Annotated in this window: 25 protein-coding genes; 11 read left to right on the top strand and 14 right to left on the bottom strand. The window is 63.4% G+C overall.

The genetic code is table 11. From position 1 onward, the window contains the following. The first annotated feature begins 54 nt into the window (after positions 1 to 54). The 3 genes from IVB46_RS36200 (at position 55) to IVB46_RS36190 (ending at position 3399) form a co-directional block, all read left to right on the top strand. Positions 55 to 1578, top strand: a complete 1524-nt coding sequence (locus tag IVB46_RS36200) for a bifunctional aminoglycoside phosphotransferase/ATP-binding protein (RefSeq protein ID WP_247303293.1) — start codon at positions 55 to 57, stop codon at positions 1576 to 1578. Between the two features lie 25 nt (positions 1579 to 1603). Beyond that, positions 1604 to 2578: a CHAD domain-containing protein gene (locus tag IVB46_RS36195; RefSeq protein ID WP_208087842.1), complete on the top strand. Its 975-nt coding sequence runs from the start codon at positions 1604 to 1606 to the stop codon at positions 2576 to 2578. Positions 2579 to 2670: 92 nt separating this feature from the next. Then, positions 2671 to 3399 carry a CBS domain-containing protein gene (locus IVB46_RS36190; RefSeq protein WP_247303237.1) on the top strand — a complete coding sequence of 243 codons (729 nt, stop codon included), beginning with the start codon at positions 2671 to 2673 and terminating at the stop codon, positions 3397 to 3399. 18 nt (positions 3400 to 3417) lie between these two features. On the opposite strand, the gene IVB46_RS36185 is transcribed toward IVB46_RS36190, so the two are convergent. From IVB46_RS36185 to IVB46_RS36175, 3 genes are all read right to left on the bottom strand, one after another. After that, positions 3418 to 3882, bottom strand: a complete 465-nt coding sequence (locus IVB46_RS36185; protein WP_175618118.1) for a RidA family protein — start codon at positions 3880 to 3882, stop codon at positions 3418 to 3420. A 15-nt stretch (positions 3883 to 3897) separates the two neighbouring features. Continuing rightward, positions 3898 to 5589, bottom strand: a complete 1692-nt coding sequence (locus IVB46_RS36180; RefSeq protein ID WP_247303239.1) for a benzoate-CoA ligase family protein — start codon at positions 5587 to 5589, stop codon at positions 3898 to 3900. 148 nt (positions 5590 to 5737) lie between these two features. After that, complete coding sequence (locus tag IVB46_RS36175; protein ID WP_028149664.1) at positions 5738 to 6229, bottom strand: MarR family transcriptional regulator; 492 nt, start codon at positions 6227 to 6229, stop codon at positions 5738 to 5740. 275 nt (positions 6230 to 6504) lie between these two features. Between IVB46_RS36175 and IVB46_RS36170 the strand changes: the two genes are divergently transcribed. Both IVB46_RS36170 and IVB46_RS36165 read left to right on the top strand, forming a co-directional pair. Next, positions 6505 to 7680 carry an ABC transporter substrate-binding protein gene (locus IVB46_RS36170; protein ID WP_247303241.1) on the top strand — a complete coding sequence of 392 codons (1176 nt, stop codon included), beginning with the start codon at positions 6505 to 6507 and terminating at the stop codon, positions 7678 to 7680. Between the two features lie 27 nt (positions 7681 to 7707). After that, complete coding sequence (locus IVB46_RS36165; protein WP_085405775.1) at positions 7708 to 8163, top strand: cupin domain-containing protein; 456 nt, start codon at positions 7708 to 7710, stop codon at positions 8161 to 8163. Between the two features lie 9 nt (positions 8164 to 8172). Here the strand turns inward: IVB46_RS36165 and IVB46_RS36160 are convergent, their stop codons facing one another. From IVB46_RS36160 to IVB46_RS36150, 3 genes are all read right to left on the bottom strand, one after another. After that, the gene (locus IVB46_RS36160; protein ID WP_028156622.1) at positions 8173 to 9423 is read right to left on the bottom strand and encodes a flavin-dependent oxidoreductase; all 1251 of its coding nucleotides are present in this window, start codon (positions 9421 to 9423) and stop codon (positions 8173 to 8175) included. 241 nt (positions 9424 to 9664) lie between these two features. Continuing rightward, positions 9665 to 10501 carry an enoyl-CoA hydratase family protein gene (locus IVB46_RS36155; RefSeq protein WP_014493756.1) on the bottom strand — a complete coding sequence of 279 codons (837 nt, stop codon included), beginning with the start codon at positions 10499 to 10501 and terminating at the stop codon, positions 9665 to 9667. A gap of 31 nt (positions 10502 to 10532) precedes the next feature. Beyond that, positions 10533 to 11294: an SDR family oxidoreductase gene (locus IVB46_RS36150; RefSeq protein WP_247303243.1), complete on the bottom strand. Its 762-nt coding sequence runs from the start codon at positions 11292 to 11294 to the stop codon at positions 10533 to 10535. 210 nt (positions 11295 to 11504) lie between these two features. Between IVB46_RS36150 and IVB46_RS36145 the strand changes: the two genes are divergently transcribed. The 5 genes from IVB46_RS36145 to IVB46_RS36125 are packed head-to-tail and all read left to right on the top strand — an operon-like array spanning position 11505 to position 17214. Beyond that, positions 11505 to 12302 (top strand): alpha/beta hydrolase, encoded by a 798-nt coding sequence (locus IVB46_RS36145; protein WP_247303245.1) that lies wholly within the window; start codon positions 11505 to 11507, stop codon positions 12300 to 12302. A 12-nt stretch (positions 12303 to 12314) separates the two neighbouring features. Beyond that, a complete protein-coding gene (locus tag IVB46_RS36140; RefSeq protein ID WP_247303247.1) occupies positions 12315 to 13604 on the top strand; it encodes an acyl-CoA dehydrogenase family protein in 1290 nt (429 codons plus the stop codon). 2 nt (positions 13605 to 13606) lie between these two features. Then, positions 13607 to 15133, top strand: coding sequence for a long-chain fatty acid--CoA ligase (locus IVB46_RS36135; protein ID WP_247303249.1), 1527 nt, complete (start codon positions 13607 to 13609; stop codon positions 15131 to 15133). Beyond that, positions 15130 to 16218: an NAD/NADP-dependent octopine/nopaline dehydrogenase family protein gene (locus IVB46_RS36130; RefSeq protein WP_247344687.1), complete on the top strand. Its 1089-nt coding sequence runs from the start codon at positions 15130 to 15132 to the stop codon at positions 16216 to 16218. The genes IVB46_RS36135 and IVB46_RS36130 overlap by 4 nt, the downstream gene beginning before the upstream one ends. A gap of 3 nt (positions 16219 to 16221) precedes the next feature. Further along, positions 16222 to 17214, top strand: a complete 993-nt coding sequence (locus IVB46_RS36125; protein WP_247303251.1) for a 3-hydroxybutyryl-CoA dehydrogenase — start codon at positions 16222 to 16224, stop codon at positions 17212 to 17214. Here IVB46_RS36125 and IVB46_RS36120 read toward each other — a convergent pair. The 6 genes from IVB46_RS36120 to IVB46_RS36095 all read right to left on the bottom strand — a co-directional run bounded on the left by IVB46_RS36120 (position 17211) and on the right by IVB46_RS36095 (position 23563). Then, entirely contained in the window at positions 17211 to 18257 is a 1047-nt protein-coding gene (locus tag IVB46_RS36120) for a peptidase M29 (protein WP_028156630.1), read from the bottom strand. The genes IVB46_RS36125 and IVB46_RS36120 overlap by 4 nt on opposite strands. Positions 18258 to 18296: 39 nt before the next feature. Beyond that, the gene (locus IVB46_RS36115; protein ID WP_247303253.1) at positions 18297 to 19064 is read right to left on the bottom strand and encodes an ABC transporter permease subunit; all 768 of its coding nucleotides are present in this window, start codon (positions 19062 to 19064) and stop codon (positions 18297 to 18299) included. Then, entirely contained in the window at positions 19061 to 19846 is a 786-nt protein-coding gene (locus tag IVB46_RS36110; protein WP_247303255.1) for an ABC transporter permease, read from the bottom strand. Before IVB46_RS36110 ends, IVB46_RS36115 begins: the two co-directional genes overlap by 4 nt. Beyond that, the gene (locus IVB46_RS36105) at positions 19843 to 20688 is read right to left on the bottom strand and encodes an ABC transporter ATP-binding protein (RefSeq protein ID WP_049826286.1); all 846 of its coding nucleotides are present in this window, start codon (positions 20686 to 20688) and stop codon (positions 19843 to 19845) included. Before IVB46_RS36105 ends, IVB46_RS36110 begins: the two co-directional genes overlap by 4 nt. Before the next feature lie 120 nt (positions 20689 to 20808). Next, positions 20809 to 22503, bottom strand: a complete 1695-nt coding sequence (gene ilvD, locus IVB46_RS36100; protein WP_247344682.1) for a dihydroxy-acid dehydratase — start codon at positions 22501 to 22503, stop codon at positions 20809 to 20811. A gap of 76 nt (positions 22504 to 22579) precedes the next feature. Further along, positions 22580 to 23563: an ABC transporter substrate-binding protein gene (locus tag IVB46_RS36095; RefSeq protein WP_085405924.1), complete on the bottom strand. Its 984-nt coding sequence runs from the start codon at positions 23561 to 23563 to the stop codon at positions 22580 to 22582. A gap of 166 nt (positions 23564 to 23729) precedes the next feature. On the opposite strand from IVB46_RS36095, the gene IVB46_RS36090 reads away from it, so the two are divergent. Further along, on the top strand, positions 23730 to 24638 hold the full coding sequence (locus IVB46_RS36090; protein ID WP_247344679.1) for an NAD(P)-dependent oxidoreductase: 909 nt from the start codon (positions 23730 to 23732) through the stop codon (positions 24636 to 24638). A gap of 24 nt (positions 24639 to 24662) precedes the next feature. Here the strand turns inward: IVB46_RS36090 and IVB46_RS36085 are convergent, their stop codons facing one another. Together IVB46_RS36085 and IVB46_RS36080 are read right to left on the bottom strand one after the other, a co-directional pair. Beyond that, the gene (locus IVB46_RS36085; RefSeq protein WP_247303269.1) at positions 24663 to 25226 is read right to left on the bottom strand and encodes a flavin reductase family protein; all 564 of its coding nucleotides are present in this window, start codon (positions 25224 to 25226) and stop codon (positions 24663 to 24665) included. A 9-nt stretch (positions 25227 to 25235) separates the two neighbouring features. Continuing rightward, on the bottom strand, positions 25236 to 26465 hold the full coding sequence (locus IVB46_RS36080) for an acyl-CoA dehydrogenase family protein (RefSeq protein ID WP_247344676.1): 1230 nt from the start codon (positions 26463 to 26465) through the stop codon (positions 25236 to 25238). Positions 26466 to 26587 lie beyond the last annotated feature (122 nt).

Below are 26587 nucleotides of genomic sequence, written 5' to 3'. Positions count from 1 at the left end.
TCTAAGGATTAGCCTGCTGCCTCACCGCTGACGCATCTGGAAATGCCTGCTGAGATGACAGACGATTCTGCAATCCAGGAACGGGTCTTCGAAGCTCTAAACGCGCGTCCTGGCGTAAAGCGGATCGACACCCACGCAGCGTCGGTGTTTCTCGACGGAACGCGCGCCCTGAAGATCAAGCGGGCTGTCAAGTTTCCATTCCTCGACTATTCGACGCTCGAAAAGCGCGAGGCGGCCTGCGAAGAGGAGATCAGGATCAACCGGCCGCTCGCGCCGCAAATCTATCACCGCGTCGTGGCGATCACGGAGGAACCGGATGGATCGATCGAGATCGACGGTGGCGGCCGGCCGATCGAGTATGCGGTCGACATGTCCCGCTTCGACGAAAACCGGACGCTGGACCATGTGGCAAAAGCCGGCCCGCTGGATGCAGAGCTCGCTCCGGCCATCGCGGATGCGATCGCAGCATCGCATGCGAGGGCGCCCGTCGCGGATGGCGCCGCATGGATTGCCTCCATTCCTGCGCTGATCGATGGCAACAGCACCGGGCTGCGCAGCGGTGGCCATTTCGAAGCAGCAGAGGTTGATCAGCTTGACAAAGCCTCACACCGGGCATTCCTGCGCGTCCGCGCTACACTGGAAGAACGCGCGCGCCACGGTTTCGTGCGCCGCTGTCACGGCGACTTGCATCTTGCCAATATCGTGCTGATCGACCGGCAGCCTGTCCTGTTCGACGCGATCGAATTCGACGCGCAGATGGCGACTGTGGACGTGCTCTACGATCTTGCGTTCACGCTGATGGACCTGCTGCGCCATGACCAGTCGGCCACGGCCAATGCCGTCCTGAACCAGTATCTGATGACGGCGCCCGACGAAACGCTCGACGCCCTGGCGGCGCTGCCACTGTTCATGTCCATGCGCGCCGCGATCCGTGCGCAGGTGGCGCTGGCGCGACTGAGGCGGCTTGATGCCGACGGCCCCGGCACTCTCGACGAGGCGCGCCGCTATTTCGAGCTCGCCCGGGCTTTGATTCATCCCCCCGCCCCTCGCCTGATCGCGGTTGGCGGACTGTCGGGCACCGGCAAATCCGTGCTCGCCCGCGCGCTGGCGCCCGTCGTGGCGCCACATCCGGGCGCCGTCGTGCTGCGCAGCGACGTCATTCGCAAGCAGCTGTTTCAGGTGGGACACACCGAACGGCTACCGCCGTCCACGTACCGGCCTGACGTGACGGCGCGCGTCTACGGGGTGCTGATGCAGCGCGCCCGGCAGGTTCTGGCGCAAGGCCACTCGGCAATCGTCGACGCCGTCTTTGCGCGCGAGACCGAGCGAGACGAGATGGCCGCCCTGGCACGCGAGTGCAGCGTACCGCTCAATGGACTATTCCTCGTCGCCGACCTCGCCACCCGCCAGGCGCGAATCGGCGGCCGCCGGGGCGACGCGTCCGACGCCACGCAAGAGGTTGCCGCGCAGCAAGAGCACTATAATATCGGCCATGTCGGTTGGGCGACCATCGATGCATCCGGGACACAAGCGCAGACGCTCCAGAATTGCCGGGACGTAATCGCTGAGGGCAAATAAGGCAATCTGATTGGCGCGGGCTAGGATGGCGCGACCCACCACGAGTTCGATGGCGACCGCTCGCGCCAAGCCTGCGGCGCGGCGCAATGTTCTGCCCGGCCGCCTCAGCCCCGGCATGGCCTGCGACACCGCGTTCCGGATTATCGCCCGCCGCCACCTCGATGCCGTCCTCGCCCAGCACGATGGCACCTGCCACGGCGATCCCGAGGCGCTGCATCAGATCCGGATCGCACTGACGCATCTGCGCACCGCCATCCGCTTCTTCTCGCCCATGGTCGACGATGCCCTGCGGCCGAATGTCTGGGCCGAACTGAAATGGCTGAACAGCCAGCTCGGCATGGTGCGCGACCTAGACGTGGCGATCGAGCGGGTTATCGCCGAAAGCGGAGGCGAGCTTGACGTGATCGCCGAGCTTCAGCATTGGGACGAGAAGCGCGCCGAGAGCCACCGCCTGCTGGCGCGCGCGCTGCAATCGGCGCGGTATCGCCGTCTTGTCGAGCAGACCTCCGCCTGGATCGAGAGCGGTCCTTGGTCGACCCGGCGCAGCAAGGAGGCCATCCGATTGCGCCGCTGCCCGCTTGCCGACCACGCGACGGCGCAGCTCACGGAATGGGAAACGACGCTGCTCAGGAAGGCGCGGAAACTGCGCAAGCTCGACGTCGGAAAACGGCACAAGCTGCGGCTCCTCAACAAGCGGCTGACCTATTCGATCGAATCGCTAGAGGATTTGTTTGCAGACGAATCGCTGACCAAACAGAAGTCGATCCTCAAGCAATTACGCAAGGCGCAGAAGTCCCTCGGGCAATTGAACGACGATGCGCGAGGGCAAACCCTGGCAGCGTCGCTGAACGAGGCCGTCCCCGAGGCGGGCATTCGCTTCCACAACCGGAAGCGCCAAAAGAAGCTGTTGCGGACCGCCTCGAACGCTTACCGGAAACTGGACATGGCCAAGCCGTTCCGCTCCTCCGACCTCGCCCCGAATGCGGAGCCCGAGGATTAGGTGCGGACCAGCTTGACTTGGGTCAAATCAGCTTCCTGCCGGTGACCTAAGCTCCACACATCGATATTCGTGTGAACTTGCGGAGCTTCCCCATGCGCGCCCACCAGATCATGACCCGCTCGGTCATCTCGGTTGCCCCTCACACCAGCATCGTCGAGGCGGCAAACATCATGTTGAAGCGGCACGTCAGCGGCCTCACCGTGGTCGACGATGCCGGCAAGCTGGTCGGCGTGGTCTCCGAGGGCGATTTCGTTCGCCGCAGCGAAATCGGCACCGAGCGCAAGCGAGGCCGCTGGCTGCGGTTCATCCTCGGCCCCGGCAACTCCGCCAGCGATTTCGTCCACGAGCACGGCCGCAAGGTCTCGGAGGTGATGACCGCCTCGGTCGTGACCATCACCGAGGATACGGCGCTCGCGGAGATCGTTGATCTCATGGAACGGAACAACGTAAAGCGGCTGCCGGTGGTGCGCGGCGACAAGGTCGTCGGCATCGTCTCGCGCGCGAATTTGTTGCAGGCGGTGGCGGGGCTCGCCCGCGAGGTACCGGATCCGACGGCCGACGACGATCACATTCGCGGCCGTATCACCGACACCATGGAGAAAAACGACTGGTGCCCGTTCGGACTGAACGTCATCGTCCGGGACGGCATCGTTCATCTCAGCGGCGTCATCACCGAGGAACGCGCGCGTCAGGCCGCCGTCGTCGCGGCGGAGAACGTCGAGGGCGTCAAGAAGGTGCACGACCATCTGTGCTGGGTCGACACTGTATCGGGCGTCTATCTGAATTCGCCCGAGGACGACGATCTCGCCAGGGCCAGTTAGGCGCGAACCGAAGGCGACTTAGCGGGGAATGACGGCCGTGGCTTCGATCTCGACGCGCGCCGCCTTCTCGACGAGGCGGACGACCTGCACCAGCGCCATCGCAGGATAGTGCGCACCGAAGGTGGCACGGTAGCTCTTGCCGAGCTCCCTCAGGTTCGCCAGGTATTCGTCCATGTCGACGACGTACCAGGTCAGCCGCACGAGGTGCTCGGGCCGCGCACCCGCCTCGGCTAATATCTCGGCGATGTTGCTCAGGGCTTGGCGCACCTGTGCGACAAAGCCGTCCGCGAGACGCTCCTCGGCGTCCCAGCCGATCACGCCGCCGGTGACGACGATGCGTCCCTCGGCGGCCATGCCGTTGGCATAGCCTTTCGGTAGCGGCCAGCCGGACGGTTGGAGCACCTGCGCCCTGGAGCCGGTTTCGCTCTCGGCTGCTGTCGGCAGCACCGCGAGGTGCGGGCCTTTCGGCGTCGTCACGGACAATTCTTCATCCTTCTCTTATTCCGCCGCAACGCCAGAGGACGTCGCTGCAGCCTGCGCCAACTGCCGCAGGGCAAATCGCTTCAACTTGCCGGTCTCGGTCTTCGGCAGTTGCACCACGAACTCGATCGCGCGCGGATATTTGTAAGGCGCAATCTCACGTTTGACATGCTCCTGCAACTCCGCTGCGAGTTGAGCGTCCGGCGTCACACCTGGGGCGGCGATGACATAGGCCTTCACGATCATGCCACGCGCCTCGTCCGGCGCACCGACGACGCCGCACTCGGCTACGGATGGATGCGTCAGCAGCGCCGCCTCCACATCCGTGCCCGCGATGTTGTACCCGGCTGACACGATCATGTCGTCGGAGCGCGACTGGTACCAGAAGTAGCCGTCGCTATCCATCAGATAGGTATCGCCGGTGATGTTCCAGCCGTTCTGGACGTATTTGCGCTGCCGCTCGTCGGCGAGATAGCGGCAGCCGGTCGGGCCGCGCACCGCGAGCCGCCCCATCGTGCCCGGCGGCAGGTCATTGCCGTCGTCATCGACGATTTTTGCTTCGTAACCCGGCACGGGTTTGCCGGTTGCGCCGGGACGGATCTCGTCCACGGTCGCGCTGATGAAGATGTGCAGCAGCTCGGTCGAACCGATGCCGTCCATCAGCTTGATGCCGGTGGCCTTGAGCCAGGCATCGAATGTCGGCTTGGGGAGGGTCTCGCCCGCAGAGACGCACTTTCGCAGCGAAGAAATGTCGCGACCCGCGAGCTTGCCGATCATGGCGCGATAGGCGGTTGGCGCGGTGAAGCAGACCGAGGTCTTGTATTGCTCGATCGCCGTCAGCATGTCGTCCGGTGTCGTCTTCTCCAGCACGACGAAGGAAGCGCCGATATGCATCGGAAACAACACGCCGCCGAAGCCGAAGGTAAAGGCGAGCGGGGCTGAACCGACGAAGCGATCCTTCCGCTCCGCCCTCAAGATGTTGCGCGCATAACCGTCGCAGACCGCCAGCATATCCCGATGGAAATGCATGGTGCCCTTGGGATCGCCCGTCGTGCCCGACGTGAAGGCAATCAGGCAGATGTCATCGGCGGCGGTATCGACCGCCTTGAACTCCGGGCTCGCATCAGTAATCAGCGCCTCGAGCGAGTCCGACGCGCCGTTGCCCCAATAGACCACGTGCTTGAGGCCGGGCGCCGCCGCTTTCGCCTTCTCCATCTCCTCCGAGAGTTTTCCATCGCAGAGCGCGAGTGTAATCTCCGCCTTCTGGATCGGATAAGATAGTTCCTTGGCGCGCAGCAGAGGCATGGTCGCCACGACGATGCCGCCAGCCTTGATCACCGCGAGATAGGTCGCAACCATCATCGGATTGTTGGCGGAGCGCAGCAGCACGCGTCCGCCGGTTACGAGACCAAGCTTGCGAACCAGCACGTCGGCGATGCGGTTCACGAGCGCTTGCAGCTCGCGATAGGTGTAGCTGACGGCCGGACTGATGACGCACGGCGCGTCGCCGTGGCCCTGCTCGACCCAGCGGTCGAGAAAATAGCTGACGCAGTTCAATCGCTGCGGATAGTGCAGCTCCGGCCGCGTGAAGATGAATTCGGGCCAGAACTCGCGCGGCGGCAGATGCTGCCGTGCGAATGTATCGACGTGGGCTGTCGCGGCGTTACCGTCATACGAGCCCGACTCTTGAGCCTTAGCGGCGTTGGCCATCGCACGCTCCTTTCAGCATGGAAAGCACCCGGCAGCATCATCTGGAAAACATTTTAGGCTTAAAACAATTCGGCGCAATAGCGGATTTTGGGCATCCCATGCATTTTCCGGCGGCAAGGTGGGACTGGCGGGGTGCCCCGCTGGCGGACTACGGCCGGCGGCGACCGGCCGATTTCTGCGCCGACGCCTTTGTCTTGGCCAGGAGCCGCATCAATTCGCGGACATCCTTCGGAGTCAGGTCGGCGAACAGATCGGCGATCCAGGTCTCGTGCTCCGCAGCCATCCTGCGAAACTCGGCGCGACCCAGCTTTGTGAGGCGGATCACCTGGACGCGGCGGTCCGTCTCCGAGGTGCGCCGGTCGAGATGGCCCGATTCCACCAGCCGTTCGACGAGGCCGGTGACGTTGCCGTTGGACACCATCATGCGCTTGGAGACGTCGGACAGCGTCATGCCATCGGGCGCCTTGTCGAGCTGCGCCATCAGGTCGAACCGGGGCAGCGTGACGTCGAAGCGCTGTCGCAGGCGGCCACGGACTTCGCCTTCGATCAGGGTGGTGCAGGTGAGCAGACGCAGCCACAGCCGAAGCTCTTCGGCGTGGTCCTCCGGCGTCTCGACGGCTTTGGTCTCGGAATCGAGCATCTCGATGCAGTCACTCATGGCCGGCCCTGGCGCCAGCACGGATTCCCCAACGTTTTGAGCTTCAAATAAATCGGCCCCGGCCGCAAGCCTAAAGCTGCAACAATCGACCGCACCGAATTTCTTTAGGCTTCAAATAACTGGCGCGCCGCTTGCATGCGCACTGCCCGCAGGATGGCCACGCCTTGAGCTTGCTTGCCGCGGCCGCCATCATCGGCATAAGCTTGGATTGGAGTACGCGGCTTGCTGCGCAAGCCCGATCGTCACGGGGACACATCATGAAGACGCAAACGACCTTGGCCGCTGCCGCCCTGCTGCTCGGCACCGCGGTGAGCCCTTCCCTCGCCCAGGAGAAGATCAAGCTGGGCGTGGTCGTGACCCTGTCGGGCCCCGCCGCCGCGCTTGGCCAGCAGGTCCGCGACGGCTTTGCGCTCGCCGTGAAGGATCTCGGCGGGAAGATGGGGGGCCGAGATGTCGAGGTGATCGTCGCCGATGACGAGTTGAAGCCCGACGCAGCGGTCACGAAGGTCAAGGGCCTTCTGGAGCGCGACAAGGTCGACTTCGTGGTGGGCCCGATCTTCTCCAACATCCTCCAGGCGATCCACCGCCCCATTACGGAGTCCAAGACGTTCCTGATCAGCCCCAACGCCGGCCCATCGACTTTCGCCGGTAAGGACTGCAACCCGTTCTTCTATGTGACGTCGTACCAGAACGATCAGGTCCACGAGATCCTCGGCAAGGTGGCGCAGGATCGCGGCTACAAGCGCATGTATCTGATGGTGCCGAACTATCAGGCCGGCAAGGATTCGGTGGCGGGCTTCAAGCTCGACTACAAGGGCGAGATCGTCGAAGAATCCTACATGCCGCTGAACACGCTGGACTTCCAGCCGGAACTTTCCAAGATCTCGTCGCAGAAGCCCGATGCGCTGTTCACGTTCATGCCGGGCGGCCTCGGCGTCAATCTCGTCAAGCAATACCGGCAGGCCGGCCTTGCCGACAGCATTCCGGTGCTCTCGGCTTTCACGGTGGATGAATCGACCTTGCCGGCGCAGCAGGATGCGGCCGTCGGCATGTTTGGCGGCGCGAACTGGGCGCCCAATCTCGACAATCCCCAGAACAAGAAGTTCGTCGCGGCCTATGAAGCCGCCTACAACGTCGTGCCCGGCACCTACGCTTTTCAGGCCTATGACGCCGCGATGCTGATCGACAGCGCGGTCAAGGCCGTGAAAGGCGATCTCTTGAACAAGGATGCGGTTGGGGCTGCGCTGAAGAAGGCCGACTTCACCTCTCTGCGCGGCGCCTTCAAGTTCAACACCAACGGCTATCCGATCCAGGATTTCTATCTGACCAAGGTCGCCAAGCGTGCGGACGGCAAGTTCCAGACCGAGATCGTTCAGAAAGTCTTTGAGAACTATGGCGACCGCTATGCCAAGGACTGCAAGGCGGCAAACTAAGCCGCACCGCATTACGGGAGGACTACAATGAAGAGCGAAATCACCGGCATCACGCGGGCTAATGAAGGGATCCAGGGCATTTCCTGGAACATCCTCGGCCAGACCTATGTGCCGAAGAGCAATACCGAGCACAGCTTCTCCTGGCACGCGACATTGCCGCCGGGCACATTCGTGCCGCCGCACATCCATCCCGACCAGGATGAGTATCTCTACATGCTCGAGGGCAAGCTTGACTTCGTGCTCGGCAATTCGGAGTCGCAGGCGACCCCGGGCGATCTGATCCGCCTCGGCATGGGCGTGCCGCACGGCATCTTCAACAAGTCGGAGCAGACGGCAAAGGTGCTGTTCTGGGTGTCGCCGACCCGCAAGCTGTTCGACCTGTTCTGGGGCCTTCACAACATGAAGGAACAGAAGCCGGAGGACGTGGTGGCGATGGCCGCCGAGTTCAACATCCACTTCCTGCCGCCGCCGCCCGGCGGCTAGGAGCTAGTCTTAAGCGCGCACCGCCGCCAGACCCGGCACGGCGGCGAAGCCGGCCTTGGTGGCATAGCCGCGCACGATCGCCTCGCGCTGGGAATAGCTCAGCACGTTGTCGACGTTGTCGAAGCCATCGGGCGCAAGCTGCTCGACGGCGTCGATGACGCCCTCGGGGCCGCCGCGCCGGTTGGAGCGGACGATGTCAGCGGTCATCGGCAGACGTTTCTTCTCATATTCAAGCAAAGCCTGGCGCGGATGCTCGGCGCGCACCAGCGCATCGGCAAGGCAGCGCGCGTCGAGGATCGCCTGAGATGCGCCATTGGAGCCGACCGGATACATGGGATGCGCGGCGTCACCGAGCAGCGTAACGCGCCCGGACGACCAGTAAGGCAAGGGATCACGGTCGCAGGTCGGATATTCGTAGAATTCCGGCGTTGCCGAGATCAGGCTCTTGACGTCGATATAAGGCACCGAGAAGCGCGCGACATGCGGCATCAACTCCTCGCGCCGGCCGGGCCGCGACCAGTCTTCCTTCCGGGGCGGCGGGGCATTGCCCTCGCCGACCTTCACCAGCACCGCCCAGTTGGTGAGACGGCTCGCCGGACTCGATCCCTCTGCGATCGGATAGATCACCACCTTGGCGTTGAGGCCGCCGGCCACGATCATCGACTTGCCGGTGAGGAACAGCGGCCAATCGCGCGCACCGCGCCATAGCATCAGGCCGTTCCAGCACGGCGGTCCCTCGTTCGGGAACAGCGTATCGCGAACGCGTGAATGGATGCCGTCAGCGCCGATCAGGATATCGCCGCGCGCAGTATGAATGTGCGCGCCCGAGCGGTCGAAGAAATAAGCGGTGACGCCGCCCTCGTCCTGCGTGAAGGCGCCGAGGCGGCAGCCGGTGTGAATTGCCTCCGGCCCGAGCCGCTCCTCGACGGCGCGATGGATGACGCCCTGAAGGCGGCCGCGGTGAATCGAGAATTGCGGCACGTCATGGCCGGCGTCGATGCCGCGGGCCTCGCGCCATACCTCCTGGCCGTGGCGATTGAGGTAATAGAGCTGGTCGGTGCGGATCGCGACGTCGTCGAGCTGCTGGAGGAGACCGAGGCCGGCAAGCTCCCGCATCGCATGCGGCAGCGTGTTGATGCCGACACCGAGCTCGCGGATGGTGTCGGCCTGTTCGAAAATCTCGCACCCGATGCCGCGCGAGCGCAGCATCAATGCCGTGGTGAGACCACCGATACCGCCACCGACGATAATCGCCTTCATCGCCCTTACTCCACTCGAAAATACGCCAGGCAATGGGGCTAAAGTCGCACGGGCGGTCACTCCGCCGCAAGCGGCTTTGTCGCCTCCGCCTTGAGCTCGGCCCGGGTCTTGGGCTTAGCCTTAATTCTCAGCTCCTCGAGATCCCGCCGGTCGCGCACGTTGTTGCGGAAAATCTGATCTTTTCCGGGCAGGTATTGCGGCGCAAGTCACCGTTGCTGGCTTCCCGCAGCAAGTCCGGGGCTCAGTCGCCCCTGAAGACCGGCTTGACCTTGTTGGCGAATGCTTCAAAGGCGCGCTCGAAATCCGCCGTGGTCATGCACAGCGCCTGAGCAACCGCTTCCGCTTCGATCGCCTCTTCAATCGACATCGCCCATTCCATCGCCAGCATCCGCTTGGTCATGGTGTTGCCGAAGGTCGGGCCTTCCGCAACCTGCTTGGCCAGCAACTGCGCCTGGGGCAGCACCTGCTCGGGCGTGACGATGCGGCTGAAGAAGCCCCAGCGCTCGCCCTCCTCCGCCGTCATGAACCGGCCGGTGTAGAGCAGCTCGGAGGCGCGGGACTGTCCGATGATCCGCGGCAGGATCGCACAGGCGCCCATGTCGCAGCCGCCAAGGCCGACCTTGTTGAAGAGGAACGCGACCTTCGCGCCGCTCGCCGCAAGCCGCATATCCGATGCCATCGCGATGATCGCGCCGGCGCCGGCGCAGATGCCTTCGACCGCGGCCACAATGGGTTGAGGGCAGGCCCGCATCGCTTTGACGAGGTCGCCGGTCATCCGCGTGAAAGCGGTCAGCCCCTTGGTGTCCATCTTCACGAGCGGGCCGATGATCTCGAACACATCGCCGCCGGACGAGAAGTTACCGCCGGCGCCGGTGACGATGATGGCCTTGACTGCATCATCGAAAGCGCAGGCGCGGAAGAAATCCGTCAGTTCCCGATAGCTCTCGAAGGTCAGTGGATTCTTCCGCTCGGGACGGTTGAGCGTCACCGTGGCAACGCTGTCGACCACCGCCAGCAGGAAGTGCTGCGGCGAATAATCCGCGAGCGGCACGGTCACAGGATTGGCTGGTCTGCTCATGCGATCTCCTAACTATGTTTGTTCCGCGCTACTAGATTTCGCCGCCTGCGACTGCAATCGCCTGCCCGGTGATCGCACCAGCGCCTTCGCCGCACAACCAAAGCACTGCGTCAGCCACCTCTTGAGGCGTGATCAGCCGTCCCTGCGGATTGTGCTTCGCGAGCTCGGCGATCGCCTGCTCGCGGCTCCTGCCGGTCTTCTTCATGATGTTTTCAATGCTGCCGGCGACCAGATCGGTGTCGGTGAAGCCCGGACACACCGCATTCACAGTCACATTGCTTCCGGCCGTCTCGAGGGCAAGAGAGCGCACGAGACCGACGACGGCGTGCTTCGCCGCCGTATACGCGCTGACATAGGCGTAGCCCTTGAGCCCTGCCGTCGAGGCAATCGCGACGATGCGGCCATAGGGACGATCCTTCATGCCCGGCAGAACGCCCTGGATGGCATGGACAACGCCCATGAAATTGACGTCCAACATGCGCGCAAACAGGGCAGCGTCCGATTTCGCGAACGGCGCGGATTCTGCACTTCCCGCGTTGGCGATCAGGATGTCGATCGGCTTTCGCGCGCTCGCTTCAGCGATAGCGGCTTTCAGTGATAATTCGTTCGAGACGTCGGCGATCGCAGCAAAATGCGCGGCACCTGCGCCGACCGCCTCTTCTAGAACAGCGACGTTCCGGCCGAGCACCGTCACGGTTGCGCCTGCTCCGACAAGAGAGGCTGCGACGGCGCGGCCGATGCCGCGACCGCCACCGGTCACGAGCGCGTGCGGCGAGTGCGGCAATCCGGACATGCGCTGGCTCCTTGGCTCTGCTGATCGTTCCTCGATATATTTTAACCTTCAAGTTTTTGCAACGAAGCTGCCGTAGCGCCGCGAACGCCTTCGCGCGAGAGACCGGCCCGAAAATTGCTTTAAGTATAAAATTATCGCTTCCCATCCCCTACAGGCCTGTTAGCATCGACCGGCCGAGCAAAAGGATGTCGCGTGTCGCAGCCTGCGCCAATGATAACAAAAGACGGCCGCTTCGCCTATGAAGCCGCGGGCGATCCGGACGCGACACCCCTGATTTTCCTGCATGGCATTGGCGGCGCGGCACGGGCCTGGCGGCAACAGCTTGCGAGATTCAGCACCCAGTTCCGCGCGATTGCATGGGACATGCCGGGCTACGGCGGATCGGCGCCGCTCGCCAGCGTCAGCATCGCGGCCCTTGCCGATGCGCTCCAGCAATTCATTGAGCAGCTTGGTGCAACCAAGCCAATTCTGGTCGGCCATTCGATCGGTGGCATGATCGTCCAGAAATGGCTGGCGCAATCCCCGAAACTGGCCCGCGCGGTCGTCCTTGCGCAGACCAGCCCGGCCTTCGGCAAGGCCGATGGCAATTGGCAGAAATCGTTCATCGCGGCGCGGCTTGGGCCGCTCGATCGCGGCGAGACCATGAAGTCGCTGGCTCCCTCCCTGGTGAAGGAGCTTGTCGGCGACGATCCCGATCCGAAGGGAATGGAGCTTGCGCGCGAGTGCATGGCAAGCGTGCCCGAGGCGAGCTATCGCGCCATGATGCTGGCTTTGATGGGCTTCGATCAGCGCAGCACACTCAAGGACATTTCCGTCCCGACGCTGTTGCTGTCCGGCTCCAAGGACAACAATGCGCCTGCCCCCATGATGGCAAAGACAGCAACATTCATTCCCTCTGCCGAATATGTCGAGCTGGCTGGTGTCGGCCATCTCGCCAACCTTGAACGCGCTGACGCGTTCGACGAAGCCCTCGGCCGGTTCCTGAATTCCGTCGCAACCAAAACGTAGGATGGCTGCGCAATGACCATGCAAGTCAGCAAGAACATCGGCGTAACCGACAAGGTCGCGCTGGATGCTCCGATCTTCGATCCCGTCGCATTCCGCCTGAACGACGAGCAGGCCGGCATCATCGCGCGCGCCCGCGAGATCGGCCAGAGCGTGTTCGCTGGTCGCGCGGCGACTTACGATCGCGAGGCGATCTTCCCGACTGAGAATTATCGCGACCTGCATCGCGTCGGCCTGCTCGGCATCGCGGTGCCCAAGAAGCATGGCGGGCTCGGCGCGAACTATCAAACTTACGCACTGGCGGCAGCGGAAATCGGCCGCTATTGCGGCGCGACCGCCCTCACCTGGAACATGCACGTATGCTCGACCCTGTGGTCAGGTCCGCTCGCCGACGATCTCGACATGGACGCGGAGACCCGCGCCGAGCACGAGCGGCGGCGCGCGGTTCATTACAAGCGTATCGTCGAGGATGGTGCGATCTACTCGCAGCCCTTTTCCGAGGGCGGAGCGGCCGCGGCCGGCGGTGTCGCGTTCGGCACGGAAGCAAAGCCCGTGAAGGGCGGTTGGATCGTCAACGGCAAGAAGATCTTCGCATCGCTGTCCGGTCATGCCGACTATTACGGCGTGCTCTGCACCGAGATCGAGGAGGGCGAAAAAGCCTCGCGCCGCAACACCCTTTACCTCGCGATCTCCGCGAAATCGGACGGTGTCTCGGTGGTCGGCGACTGGGATCCGCTCGGCATGCGCGGCACAGTCTCTCGCACGCTGCTGTTCAAGGATGTGTTCGTCCCTGAGGATTCCGCGCTGATGCCGCGTGGCGTCTATTTCCAGGCGGCGATGCGCTGGCCTCACATGTTCCTGACGCTGTCGCCGACCTATATGGGCCTGGCGCAAGCCGCCTATGATTTCACCGTGCGCTATCTTCGCGGCGAGGTACCGGGCATGCCGCCGGTCAAGCGCCGGATGTACCCGACCAAGCAAATCGCGGTCGCGCAGATGCAGATCAAGCTCGAGCAGATCAAGGCGATCTGGTTCCAGGCGATCACCGAGGCCCACGCCAATCCAAGCAAGGAGCAGGTGCTGCGCGCCTATGCCGCGCAATATTCGGTGATGGAGGGCGCCAATGAGCTCGCCGCGCTCGCGATCCGCACCTGCGGCGGTCAGGCCATGCTCCGCTCGCTCCCGCTGGAGCGCATCTATCGCGACAGCCGCTGTGGCTCGCTGATGCTGCCCTGGACCGCCGAGCTCTGCCTCGACCGGATCGGGCGCGAGGCGCTGTACGAGGCCGGTGAAACGGACGACTGACCGTGGACCTCTGTAGTCTGATCGATCGCAACGCGGCGTTCGCGCCAGACAAGACGGCGATCGCCTTCGAGGGTGAGCGGCTGAGCTTCGCCGCACTCGCCGCGCGCATCGAACGGACCGCCACGGCGTTGAGGCAGGAGCTCGGCGTCGGCCGAGGCGACCGCGTCGCAATCCTGAGCCTGAACCGGCCGGACTATCTGGTTCTGCTCTACGCATGCGCGCGACTTGGTGCGATGCTGGTGCCGCTGAACTGGCGGCTAGCGGTTGCCGAGCAGCGCTTCATTCTCACCGATGCGGGCGCAAAGGTCCTGGTACTCGAGCAGGCATTTGCGGGAGTTCTCCCGGAGCTTGCGCCGGGGACGACCGTCATCGGACTCGACTTCACGCCACCTCGTGGCGCGACATTCGAGGCGTTGCTGGCTCGCAGCGAAGGCAGCGGCCGCAATCCGCACACTGATCTCTCCTGCCCGCTTCTGATCGTCTACACGTCAGGAACGACGGGACGGCCGAAGGGCGCAGTTCTGCGGCAAGAAGCCTTGTTCTGGAACGGCGTCATGAGCCAGCACATGCACAACATGACGTCGGATGATCACGTGCTGACGGTGCTGCCGTTCTTCCATGTCGGCGGCCTCAACATCCAGACCACGCCGGCGCTGCAGCTTGGTGCGACCGTCACGATCCACGCCCGCTTCACGCCGGATACTGCGCTCGCGGCCATTGAACGGGAACGACCGACCCTGACAGTGATGGTGCCTGCAATCCTCCAGGCCGTGAGCGAGCATCCCGCCTGGACAACGACCGATCTCTCGTCGCTCAAAGCCGTCTCGACCGGCTCGACCATCGTGCCACCGCACCTGATCGACCGCTTCGTGGCGCGCGATGTTCCGATGCTTCAGGTCTATGGATCGACGGAAACCTGCCCCATCGCAGTCTACACCCGGCTTGGCGGCGATCTTTCGCGCGCGGGATCGACCGGACTTGCCGGCCTGTGCTGCGAAGCGAAGGTGATCGATCAGGTCGGCAATGAGGTCCCTGCGGGTGCGCCGGGCGAAATCGCCGTACGAGGGCCCAACGTGTTCTTCGAATATTGGGGCAATGCGGATGCCACGCGCGATGCGCTGCACGACGGTTGGTATCGCACCGGCGATGTCGGCCTGTGCGATGCCGACGGGTATTTCTGGGTCCGCGACCGCAAGAAGAATGTGATCATTTCCGGCGGCGAGAACGTCTATCCGGCCGAGGTCGAGCGCGTCCTGCTCGAACATCCCGATGTCAGCGAATGCGCCGTGATCGGCCGGCCGGACCCGCGCTGGGACGAGGTGCCGATCGCCTATGTCATCGGGCGGTCCGGCTCCCGGCTCGAAGTGGACGAACTGAGAGCGCATCTTCAGACGCAGCTCGCCCGTTACAAGGTTCCGCGCGACATCGTCTTCGTCGACGACCTGCCGCGCACGGCACTGGGCAAGGTCCAGCATTTCCTGCTGAAGCAGCTTGATGCGCAGTCGCGCGTGCAAGGAGAAGCATCTTGAAGATTGCAGTTCTGGGTGGGGGAAACGGCTCTTTCGCGGCCGCGGGCGATTTTGCGCTGTCGGGGCATGAGGTCCGGCTCTGGCGCCGCGACACCGATCAGGTGACGGCGCATCGCGCGGCCGGCTCGCGCATCCTGGTGAAGGATCATAATGGCCGGCACGATGTGAAGCTCGCGCTGGTGACGACCGATATCGCCGAAGCAATTGATGGCACCGAGCTGATTCTGTGCCCCGCCCCTGCCTTCGCGCAGCCGGACATTGCTCGTTTGCTCGCTCCGCATTTGCGGAACGGCCAGGTCGTGTTCCTGCCGCCCGCCACATTCGGCTCGATGATCTTCGCCCAAGCCGCGCGGGATGCCGGAAACCACGCCAAGGCAAGCTTTGCCGAGACCGGCACGCTGCCTTGGCTGACCCGCAAGCACGGGCCGTTCGAGGTCGCAATCACCATCCGTGCCAAGCGGCTGCCGGTCGGCGTGTTTCCGCTCGATCAGGCCGCGCATGCACTCGAAGTGATCGGACGCGCTTTCCCCGATGCGATCGAGCCCTGCGGCGATGCGCTCTCCGGCGCGCTGATGAATGCTGGGCCCATCATTCACCCGCCGCTGATCGTGATGAACGCCGGCCCGATCGAGCATTTCGAACGATGGGACATCCACAAGGAAGGAACGCAGGCCGCGATCCGCCGGGTGACCGACGCGCTCGACGCAGAACGGATCGCGGTGCGAGAGGCGCTTGGCTATGGCGCACCGCATTTTCCGCTGGCCCACCACTACGCCAAAGAGGGCGAGATCTGGATGTATGGCCGTGGCTCGCACGACCGGCTGACCGATTCCGGCGACTGGCGTGAGCGGATCGTGCTGACCGAGCACCGCTATATGCGTGAGGATCTGCGGCTTGGGCTGTCGCTGCTGGTCTCCGCCGCCGCCCTGGCGGGCACGCCCACACCGTTGGCCAAGGCCTTTCTGGCCATCGGCGGTGCGATTTGCGGCGAGGATTTTGCGCAGCGCGGCCGAACGCTCGAGACGCTGGGGCTTGGCAATCTCAGCAAAGCCGAGCTCCAGGCGCTTCTTCGCAGGGGATTTTGACCGATGACCAGCCGCGCCAACATTGCCTGCCTCGGGGCCGGCCGCATGGGGCGCGGCATCGCCGTCGCGTTCGCCTACGCAGGGCATATGGTCACGATGATCGACATCAAGGGCCGTTCCGCGGAAGACTTCGCCAGGCTGGAGGCGGACGCGCTCGACGAAGTCAGGAAGACCTTTGCCAGCCTGTCGAAGCTGGGACTGCTGAGCGAGGCGGATGTCGATCCGCTTATCGCACGGGTCTCGGTGGTGCCAGCGAGCCGAAGCGGCGCAGCGCTGTCCGGCGCCGGAATGGTTTTCGAGGGCGTTCCCGAGATCGTCGAGCTCAAGCGCGAGGTGCTGGGGGCGGCTTCAAAACAAGTCGGCCCGGATACGATCATCGCTTCGACCACGTCGACCATCCTCGTCGACGATCTCTCCGGTGCGATCGTGAACCCTCGCCGCTTCCTCAATGTGCACTGGCTCAATCCAGCCTACCTGATCCCGCTGGTCGAGGTTTCACCCGGCAAAGCCACCGATCCCGCCATCATCGATGAGGTCAAGGCGCTGCTCGAAGCCATCGGAAAGGTCCCCGTGGTCTGCGCGGCGACGCCCGGCTTCATCGTCCCGCGCATCCAGGCGCTGGCGATGAACGAGGCCGCACGCATGGTCGAGGAAGGCGTCGCCAGCGCCGAGGAGATCGACAAAGCGATCCGTTACGGCTTTGGCTTCCGCTATGCCGTGCTCGGACTGCTCGAGTTCATCGACTGGGGCGGCGGCGACATCTTGTACTACGCCAGCCGGTACCTCGAAGGCGCGCTCGGCAGCGACCGCTATCGCACGCCGGACGTCATTTCCCGCAATATGCAAGAAGGCCGGATCGGCTTGCGAACGGGTGCCGGCTTCCTCGATTATTCAGGCATGGACGTCGATGCCTATCGCGTGAAGCGGCTTCAGGCCATGGTCGACCTGCTCCGGCATTTCGGCCTCGCGCGCCCACCGGTCCTCGACCGCAGCTAGCCGAAGACGTCCTGCAGCACGCCTTCGCGAACGACCGCGACGCCATCGAGTTCGATCGTCGTTCCCATCATCGGCAAATCAAAGTGGCCCGCCGTGTAGCGGCCGGCAAATTCGTTCGCGCCGGTCGAGAACAGGAAATTGCCGGAGACGGCACGAATTTCAGTGCCGTTGGTGTCACGCTGGTCATACATCGAGAGGGCTTCGTAGCGGGCTCCCGGATTCATACCGAAACCGACATGCGAGACCGCATAGGCCTCGCGATCGCCCCACGCTGCGAGATAGGCGCGCATCATCGCCGCATCCGTGCCCTCGCCCTCCAGCTCGACAACATAATCGTCCTTCAGCGTCATTTTCACTGGGGACGCCAGGTAGCGCTTGAAGGTCAGATTAATGTCACCGGGGGCCATCACCAACGTCCCGTTGATCGTTCCGCTCTTGGGAAAGCTGACCACAATGCCACCGGGCCAGTGCGCCAACGTGCCCGGCTTGTCGGTCCAGCCCCACACGCCGACCGTGGACGCACCGACCATGTCAACGTCGAGCGCCGTGCCGGCTTTCGATGTCACGCGCATCCGCTTCGTCCCACGCAACAACTTCGCCGCCGCGCGAACGCGTTTCTCGAGTGCGGGATCCGGCACCATCCGCTCCAGCGCTTCCGGGTGTTCGTTGGAGATCACCAGTATCCGCGCACCGGCCTTGAGGATCTCCGGCGTCTCCACCGCGTGCATCAGGCCCTCGATGGTGCAATCCACCACAAAGCCGGCCTGCTGGAGTGCGGTGATGACCGGACCAAGCCGCTGGATTGCCTCGCTTGCCCCGGTCGAGCGAACCGGCACGATATTCCGGTTACGCGGCGTCGGCATCACCACATGAAACGGCCGCGCGCCCATCCGCAGCAGGGCGAGCTCCGCCAAATGAACGTTCAGCGCACGCGATTGGGTTTCCGAGAGGATCGCCGCGGTGTCGCCGGCCTTGACGGCGCAGCGCTCAAAGATCTCGCAAAACGCGTCGATCCATTTTGCCTCGATGCGATCCGCCAGCATGGTTCACTCCCGGTCTTCTGGTTTCTTTGTTCAGTCAGATCACGCTTCGGGGAAGCCCCGCAAGAGATACGATCGCAGGGCACCCAGCAAGCCGTTCAGGATCAACCCCAGCAGCGAAATCGTGATCAGTGGTACGAACATGTCGACGGCCTGAAAGGTTCGGGCCGCCGTCACCAGCACATGCCCCAACCCGTCCGTCGACGTGATCATTTCGGCCAGAAACACCACGATGCAGGAAATAACAAGGCCGATCCGGCAGCCGGTCAGGATCGAAGGCATCGCCGCCGGCAAAACCACCTTGAACAAGATCTCATAGCGCGGCGTTCCCGCCGCCATGGCCGACCAGATCAGCTTCTGCTCCACAGCCGATGCGCCGTAGTAGGTGGACAGCAGAATGGGAAAGAGAGCGTCCGCCGCCACCAGCGTGATCTTGGATCCGTGGCCGAAGCCGAGCAGAAGCAGCAGCGCCGGATAAAGTGCGACTTTAGGCAACGGCGCCAACACGCGCACGATTGGCCGAACCACGGCATTGATCGTTGGATTGGCGGCCGCGGCGATGCCAATACTTACGCCGAGCACGACCGCAATCGCAAAGCCGGCAAACAGCCGGATCAGGGTCGCCGCGATCTCCTGCTGAAACGTCCACGTCACGAGTTGCTGGAGCAACCTGCTGAAGACATATCCCGGCGGTGGCAGCAAGACCACAGGCGCAAAGCCGAATGATACGAGGCCTTGCCACACCGCGATCACCAGCACAATTGGCACGAGCCCAAGAACGACGTTTGCTGAGAGAAGACGCGATGTCATGAGAAGCTCAGTGGCATGTCGAACTGAGGCTCGGACCAGCGCACCAGCCGTGCGCGGACCCGCTCGAAAATAGCATCGAAGCAAATTCCCATCGCCCCCACGATGATGATCATCGCGAAGACGGTGTCGTATTGGCCCATGTCCAGCGCATTGAACAGAATGTTGCCGGCGCCGGACTGGCGGGCGATCATCTCGCTGGTGATCATCGTGATCAACGCCAGCACGAGACCTGTGCGACATCCGGTCAGGATCTCCGGCAGCGCCGCGGGCAGCACGATCCGCACCAGCCGTTGCAGCGGCGAAAGTCCCATCGCGGCGCCCGACCACAGCATCTTCTCTTCGACGGCCTGGGCGCCCTCAAAGCTGTGATAGATCACGGGAAGGCTGACGCCGAGGAAGATCACCAGCGTCTTCGTGATGTCGCCGACGCCCAGCCAAAGCATGATGATCGGCATCAGCGCCGCTTTCGGCACCGGATAGATCACCATCAGAAGCGGGTTGAAGAAGGCCGCGACGGCGCGGCTACGCCCCATCAACAGACCCAGCGGGATCGAAACCAGCACGGCTACACCGAACCCGATCGCCATGCGGCGAAGCGAGGCCAGGATGTTGATCAGCGACTCCTTGTCGCCAAGGATGTCCGGGATCGCGCGGATCGCCTCGATCGCCGTCGGAAAACTGTCATTCTTCAGCGCGAGCGACGCGACCTGCCACACCGCCAGCAGCCCGATGCAAGCGAACACCGGGGCGGCACGTCTGGCGGCGGCAGCAGTCGATATCATGACGGCGATCCGGTCTCGTCGACCTCGTCGAACATGCGCTCGATGTCGACGACATATTTCTGGTAGCGCGGATCGAGCAACAGCTCGTTGCGGCGACGCGGCCGAGGCAGATCGATATCGATCACCTGCCGAATGCGGCCGGGAGATTTCGACATCATCACGACCTTGTCCGACAGGAACACGGCCTCGTCGACCGAATGGGTCACGAACAGGACCGTCTTGCGGTCACGCTCCCAGATGTTTAGGAGATCATTCTGGAGGCGTGTACGGGTGTGCGCGTCGAGCGCGCCGAACGGCTCGTCCATCAGCAGAACCTCAGGGTGGTAAGCCAATGTCCGGGCCAGCGCGACGCGCTGCTTCATGCCACCCGAGAGCTCCTTGGGATAAAAGTTCTCATAACCTTTGAGGCCGACCATCTCGATCAAGGCCTGGCTCTGTGCTCCGGCCTCGGTGGCAGGCACACCTTGCTGGCGCGGGCCATACATCACATTGCCCAACACGGTCTTCCAGGGAAACAGAGCGAACTCCTGAAACACTGGTCCGCGATCCGGACCCGGCCCCGTGATCGTCTGTCCCTTCATCCTCGCCACGCCGCTGGTCGGGCTGACGAAGCCGCCGACGATATAAAGAAGTGTCGACTTTCCGCAGCCGGACGGACCAAGGATGGAGACGAAGGCTCCTTCCTCGATCGTCAGCGAGATGTCCGATAGCGCCAGATGATCCTTGCGCGCCGAGGTCTGGAAAACCTGGGAGACGCGGTCGATCTCGATGATCGCAGAAGCCGGCCTTTGTGACGTCACCGGATTCACCCATTCGCTCGATCTCGAAGGCACTACCCTCATCCTCTCGCTTGACTCACGCGCGAACGTCACGCAACCGATCCGCTGATGTCCTCCATCAGCTGATCGAGCTTAGCAAGAAACTTGCCAGACAGGCGGTCATTCTCGCACGGAAGCGGCGCGTCATTCGAACCAAGGCCATTCTGCAGGGCCCTCATGTGTGACGGCTCCGCCCGGCGCCTGTCCGACCAGCCGCGCATACTTTGCGAGCGCACCTGCACGGTGACGGGGCGGCCTCGGCTTCCAATCGCGTCGGCGCGCCGTGAGTTCCTGCTCGTCGACCAGCATATCCATCCGCCGGTTTGCGGCATCGATCAGGATCCTGTCGCCGTCGCGAACAAGCGCCAACGGACCGCCGACAAACGCTTCGGGGGACACGTAGCCGATGCACATGCCGCGAGTAGCGCCGGAGAACCGTCCATCGGTGATCAGGGCCACTTTCTCGCCCATACCCTGGCCGTAGATCAGCGCGGTAACGCCGAGCATCTCGCGCATGCCCGGGCCGCCGACTGGCCCTTCATTGCGGATCACCAGCACCTCGCCCGCCGTGTAGGCGCGGTCACGGACCGCTTTGACACACGCCTCCTCATCTTCGAAGACGCGCGCAACGCCCTCGAAGTGCTGACTCTTCAAACCTGCGACCTTGATCACCGCACCGTCTGGACAGAGATTGCCCTTTAGAACCGCCACGCCACCATCAGGCATGATCGGCGCACGAGACGCGTAAACGACTTCACCGTCGGGAGCGTTGGCCGCGCCATATTCTTCGGCGAGCGTGCGCCCGGTGACGGACAAGCAGCTCCCATCGATGTGCCCGCTCTGGATCAACTCGCGGATCACGACGGCCGCGCCGCCGATGTCGTAGACATCCTTCGCAGTGTACTTGCCGCCCGGCCGCAAGTTTCCGATCAGCGGCGTCCTGGCAAAGACCTTGCCGACGTCATCGATCGTGAATGCGATCCCGGCCTCATTCGCGATCGCCGGCAGATGCAGCGCTGCGTTGGTCGAGCCGCCCGTGGCGGCAACAATCGCCGCGCCGCTCTCGAGGGATTTCCGAGTCACGAGGTCGCGCGGCAGCGGGCCGCCACGTTCCAGCATCTCCATCACCAGTCGCCCGGCGCAGCGCGAGATCTGTGCACGTTCCGCATAGACACCGGGTACCATCGAGACGTTGGGAATGGTCAGCCCCATCGCCTCCGACACCATCCCCATCGTGTTCGCGGTAAACTGGCCGGCGCACGCACCAATGGTCGGCAGGCAGGCGCGCTCAATCCGTTCGAGCGTGGCGCCGTCGATCTCTCCGGTCATGAAGCCGCCGACAGCTTCATAGGAGTCGAGCACCGTGAGAGTCCGCCCGTCTACCCGGCCCGGCAGCGAGCTGCCGCCGTAGATGAAAATGGACGGTACGTTGCAACGAACCATGCCCATCATCACGCCGGGAAGCGTCTTGTCGCATCCGCCGTACCCGATCAGCGCGTCATAGGCGAGACCATGAACGACGGCTTCGATTGAATCGGCAATCAGCTCGCGTGAAAAGAGAGAAAACTTCATTCCCTCGTGATTCATGCTGATGCCGTCGGAGACCGATACGGTGGAGAATTCGCGCGGCGTGCCGCCAGCCTCCTCGATTCCCGTCTTGGCCGCGGCCACTTGGAAGTCGTGGGTCATATTGCAGGGCGTCTGCTCGCCCTTCATGCTGACGACGCCCACCATCGGCTTGGCGATCGCTGCGTCGTCGAGCCCCATTGCGCGCATGAAAGCGCGGTGCGGGGCCCGGTCGAGGCCGTCAGTCGTGACCCGTGATCGCAACTTCTTCATGCGCGCATCTTTTTCATGCAACGTCCGGGATGATCCGGGACGCCTCGCCCCCTTGTTCGGACAATTCGCCCGTTGCCTATTCCAGCGGCGCGACGATCGTCGCGTGCTTGAACTGCATGGCATCCAGCTTCGGCAGCATTCCGGTCTCCGCGTAGATGTCCAGCATCTTCTGGATCGCGGGGAAGTTCGGCGCCGCACCTGGATCGCGGCCGAAATCGTTGTCCTTGAGCAGATAGGTCTCGAGCACCGGAATAGGCGCCTTCAGAACCTCATTCACGACCTTTAGCGTCTCTTCGCGGTTGGCCAGCGCTTTCTTCATACCTGAGGTAATGTCACGGACGTAGGCCTTCACCAAGTCGGGGTTCTTGTCGACGAAATCAGCGCGGCAGGCTTCCAGGATGTGCACGATGTTCGGCATCGCCTGCGACAATGAGAACAGCTTTCTTGTACCACCCTTCGCCTCCGCACGTGCGGCAAAGGGCTGGTTCATGTTGACCGCGTCGACGCGGCCCTGGCGCAGCGCATCTTCGGAGACGGCAAAGCCGACCTCGACCAGCTTGATGTCCTTGGCCGGATCGACGCCATTCTGCTTGAGCAACAGGTTGAAGGGGCCTTGCGTGCCGCCCCCGATCACGGAAATGCCGACCGTCTTGCCCTTGAGATCGGCGATCGTCTTGATCGGCGAGTCATCCATCACCGCCCAATAGACCGAGAAACCGCCGGGCTTCTCGAAGACGTGCTGCGCCACGATGTAGGCCTTGAGATTGCCGCCGACCACACCGTTGGCCAGCGAGAGCGGCGCTTGCGTCGCGCAATCCAGCGCGCCGGCCGCCAATGCCTGCGTCATCGGCGCGGTGCCCTGAAATTGGGTCCATTCGATGTTGTAGGCCTTGCCGATATTGGGAAACTCAGCTGGCCTGCGCATCATCCAGTACTTGGATTCCTCGGCCGGGATGGTCCAGCCGACGCGAATGGTCTGCTGTGCCCATGACGGGGCTGCCCCCGCGCTCGCAGCCGCGGCCGCTCCCAAAGCCAGGATCCACTTCGAAACGGTTCGCATCGTGCCCACTCCGCTGCTCCGGCGCCGACCGGCGCCGCCCAACCCGACCACTCAAATGTTTCATGGTTCAAACAATCAGGCAAGCCATGCGAGCCGGACGGTTTCGCTGTCCGACCTGCAATGTATGGTAAGGCGGCGTTTGCGCTGCGACAGAAGGAGGCAACCTATGGCTGATGCGAGCAAGACAAACCCGCAGGGCGTCGAGAGGCTCGGCTATCTCGGCCTTGGACTGATGGGAACGCCGATGACCCGGCGCCTGCTCACAGCCGGCCATCAGGTCGCTGTCTGGAATCGTTCGGAGGGCAAGGTCGCTCCGCTCGTCGCGGCCGGCGCCAGGCGCGCAGCCACGCCCCGCGACATGTTGACGAACGCGGATATCGTCTTCATGTGCGTGACCGATGCCGCCGCCGTCGAAGAGGTAATCTTCGGACCCGAGGGTCTTGCAGCGGCTTCCGGCGCAGGCAGGCTCGTCGTCGACTTCTCGTCAATCCATCCCGGCGCCGCGCGCGATCTTGCAGCGAGGCTGAAAGACGCGAATGGCGCGGGCTGGATAGATGCGCCGGTGTCCGGCGGCACCAAGGGCGCAGAGGAAGGCACGCTCGCCATCATGGCCGGCGGAGAAGCTGCTGACATCGAGCGGGCACGGCCCTATGTGCTGCACATGGCACGCAGGTTCACCCACATGGGCCCGATCGGGGCTGGCCAAACCACAAAACTCTGCAACCAGGTGATCGTCGGATGCGCGATGGCCGTTCTGGCGGAAGCAACGCGCCTTGCCTCGAATGCGGGGATTGACGCAGGCCGGCTGCCCGAAGCGCTCGCCGGCGGCTTTGCGGATTCCATCCCGCTTCAGCTCTTCGTGCCGCGCATGGTCCAGGGCATCCACTCGCCGCCGCTTGGCCATATCGCGACAATGCTCAAGGATCTCGACACGGTCGCCGATGTCGCCCAGGCGACGTCAACGCCGGTGCCGATGGCGACCCTCGCGGGACAGATATTCAGGCTGGCCAAGGCTGCACGCGGCGCCGACGCAGACGCTTTGGAAATCTACAAGCTCTCGGCCACAGACCGCTGAGCCGACGAGCGTCCTTGAATCGCCTTATCGCGACTTCTTGCGTTCATCATCAGCCAGGAACCGGCCATACCCCCCGCGCGCAAACAGCAGGGGCTCCTTGGCACTGTAGGCGTAGGCCTCGACCGCGCCGAGAAAGATGACGTGGTCACCGCCATAATAGCGATTGACCGATCGGCATTGAAAGTTGGCGACACTCTCGGCAAGGACCGGCGCGTTCCCGAGGCCCGGGGTCCAGTCGACCCCGGCGAACTTGTCTTCGGACGATTTTGCAAATTTGTTCGCAAGCGTTTGCTGCGACGTGCCGAGTATGTGAACGGCGAAATGGCTGGCGTTCTGAAACACGGGGAGGCTTGAGGAATAGAATCCGAGGCTCCAGAGGACCAGAGGGGGATTCAAGGAGACTGACGCGAACGAATTGCAGGTGATACCATAGGGCTTACCATCAGCGGCCATGGCCGTGATGATCGTTACGCCCGTTCCGTATGTGCCTAGCGCGTTGCGAAAATCACGAGGATCGATCGGCGAGCTGTCGCTGGCGAGTTCGTTGGCTGGATCGGAAATGGCCGGCTGCTTCGGCAGATCATTCATCGGCCGGCCTCACAGCGTGAGATTCTCGGACGGCAGGCCCAGAGCCACCCGTCCGTAATTGGTTCCGGCCGCATCGAAGTTGAACGCAAGATGCGAGTTTATCGCGTGCGCATCGCGGAACTGCCGCTGCAACACGCCCGTCGTGAACAGACCGCGCGCTCCGCTCGCCGCAAACAGCATCGAGACCGCGTCGGTGCACAGATTCACGGAAAATGCGCCATCGCGACGATATCTGGTCTTGGTCGCCATATCAGGAATACGGCCGCGCCTTGCATCTTCCATTGCATTGACGCAAGCCGAACGCATGATCAGGCGCGCAGCGTCGATCTTGGCCGAAGCCTCCGCGATCTTGATCTGCGTGCTTTGAAAGTCGCTGAGCTTGGCGCGGTTGTAGGTCGAGATGCGATGACGCGCGACCTCCGCATAATCGTCGAGGCATGCTTGAGCGTTCCCCAGCGCGACGCCGGAGAGGACGTAAGGAAACAGCGAGAACACGGGTAGCGCATACAGCGGATTGGGATTGACCTTGCTTCCCGGCGTCGGGCCGCCGGCAAGATCGCCAACCGCGACCGTCATATAGTCGGCCACGAAAGCGTCCCTGACTTCGACATCGCAGGAGCCGGTACCGCGCAGTCCCGTGACATTCCAGGTGTCGAGCACCTTGTAGTCGACTTTCGGCAACAGGAAGATTCGGTACTCGATCCCGTCTGCTTCGTCGTCAGAATAGACAACGCTTGCAAGCATGTTCCATTCGCAGGAGGCAACGCCCGAGGAAAACGGCCAGCTGCCGTGCAACCGGTAGCCACCCTCGACCCGCGTGGCGCGTCCGGCAGGAAAAATGAACGAGGATGCAATCAGCGCGTCCGGATCGCGGTCCCAGACCAGATCCTGCGCCTTTTGCGCGAACATGCCGAGCATCCAATGATGGCTCGCCAGGTTAGCGAGATTCCACGCCACTGATGCATCCGCCATTCCCAGCAGTTCGGCGCAGTCGACAAGAGCGACATAGTCAAGCTCGGCACCGCCGATGCGCTTCGGCTGCAGCATGCGGAACAGGCCAGCGTCGTGGAGATCCTTCTCGGTTTCCGTCGGAAGATGCCGCAGTTCCTCCGTGCGGGCGGCCCGCTCCCGCAGCCGCGGCACGAGCGCCCGGGTCCTCGCGATCATTGCCGCATAGGCACGTTCGCCGACTTCCTGCCCCGTCGGCTGGCCCATGCTCGGCTCTTGACCAGGCGCCATTCGAGTCCCTCGCTTTCACATAGTTATGCGGCGGGAACTTCGCCAAATCAAGCTGGGCAGCGTTTACGTTGCGTGGTCGCCCCGCACCCCGGCTGTTCACAGGAATGCGATGTCGCGTATAC

The sequence above is a fragment of the Bradyrhizobium sp. 61 genome (assembly GCF_023073075.1).
GTDB classification, from domain to species: domain Bacteria; phylum Pseudomonadota; class Alphaproteobacteria; order Rhizobiales; family Xanthobacteraceae; genus Bradyrhizobium; species Bradyrhizobium barranii.
Note: the sequence above shows the minus strand (reverse complement) of the source record. Positions and strands in the feature narration are given on the sequence as shown.

Excerpts from the sequence above, each read along its gene's own strand:
- IVB46_RS36195 (WP_208087842.1), top strand. The coding sequence starts at position 1,604 with ATGGCGCGACCCACCACGAGTTCGATGGCGACCGCTCGCGCCAAGCCT.
- ilvD (WP_247344682.1), bottom strand. The coding sequence starts at position 22,503 with ATGAAGAAGTTGCGATCACGGGTCACGACTGACGGCCTCGACCGGGCC.
- IVB46_RS36180 (WP_247303239.1), bottom strand. The coding sequence starts at position 5,589 with ATGGCCAACGCCGCTAAGGCTCAAGAGTCGGGCTCGTATGACGGTAAC.
- IVB46_RS36200 (WP_247303293.1), top strand. The coding sequence starts at position 55 with ATGACAGACGATTCTGCAATCCAGGAACGGGTCTTCGAAGCTCTAAAC.
- IVB46_RS36150 (WP_247303243.1), bottom strand. The coding sequence starts at position 11,294 with ATGTCCGGATTGCCGCACTCGCCGCACGCGCTCGTGACCGGTGGCGGT.
- IVB46_RS36105 (WP_049826286.1), bottom strand. The coding sequence starts at position 20,688 with ATGAGGGTAGTGCCTTCGAGATCGAGCGAATGGGTGAATCCGGTGACG.
- IVB46_RS36170 (WP_247303241.1), top strand. The coding sequence starts at position 6,505 with ATGAAGACGCAAACGACCTTGGCCGCTGCCGCCCTGCTGCTCGGCACC.
- IVB46_RS36085 (WP_247303269.1), bottom strand. The coding sequence starts at position 25,226 with ATGAATGATCTGCCGAAGCAGCCGGCCATTTCCGATCCAGCCAACGAA.
- IVB46_RS36155 (WP_014493756.1), bottom strand. The coding sequence starts at position 10,501 with ATGAGCAGACCAGCCAATCCTGTGACCGTGCCGCTCGCGGATTATTCG.
- IVB46_RS36120 (WP_028156630.1), bottom strand. The coding sequence starts at position 18,257 with ATGCTGGCGGATCGCATCGAGGCAAAATGGATCGACGCGTTTTGCGAG.
- IVB46_RS36080 (WP_247344676.1), bottom strand. The coding sequence starts at position 26,465 with ATGGCGCCTGGTCAAGAGCCGAGCATGGGCCAGCCGACGGGGCAGGAA.
- IVB46_RS36160 (WP_028156622.1), bottom strand. The coding sequence starts at position 9,423 with ATGAAGGCGATTATCGTCGGTGGCGGTATCGGTGGTCTCACCACGGCA.
- IVB46_RS36110 (WP_247303255.1), bottom strand. The coding sequence starts at position 19,846 with ATGATATCGACTGCTGCCGCCGCCAGACGTGCCGCCCCGGTGTTCGCT.
- IVB46_RS36115 (WP_247303253.1), bottom strand. The coding sequence starts at position 19,064 with ATGACATCGCGTCTTCTCTCAGCAAACGTCGTTCTTGGGCTCGTGCCA.
- IVB46_RS36145 (WP_247303245.1), top strand. The coding sequence starts at position 11,505 with ATGATAACAAAAGACGGCCGCTTCGCCTATGAAGCCGCGGGCGATCCG.
- IVB46_RS36125 (WP_247303251.1), top strand. The coding sequence starts at position 16,222 with ATGACCAGCCGCGCCAACATTGCCTGCCTCGGGGCCGGCCGCATGGGG.
- IVB46_RS36165 (WP_085405775.1), top strand. The coding sequence starts at position 7,708 with ATGAAGAGCGAAATCACCGGCATCACGCGGGCTAATGAAGGGATCCAG.
- IVB46_RS36140 (WP_247303247.1), top strand. The coding sequence starts at position 12,315 with ATGACCATGCAAGTCAGCAAGAACATCGGCGTAACCGACAAGGTCGCG.
- IVB46_RS36095 (WP_085405924.1), bottom strand. The coding sequence starts at position 23,563 with ATGCGAACCGTTTCGAAGTGGATCCTGGCTTTGGGAGCGGCCGCGGCT.
- IVB46_RS36175 (WP_028149664.1), bottom strand. The coding sequence starts at position 6,229 with ATGCTCGATTCCGAGACCAAAGCCGTCGAGACGCCGGAGGACCACGCC.
- IVB46_RS36190 (WP_247303237.1), top strand. The coding sequence starts at position 2,671 with ATGCGCGCCCACCAGATCATGACCCGCTCGGTCATCTCGGTTGCCCCT.
- IVB46_RS36090 (WP_247344679.1), top strand. The coding sequence starts at position 23,730 with ATGGCTGATGCGAGCAAGACAAACCCGCAGGGCGTCGAGAGGCTCGGC.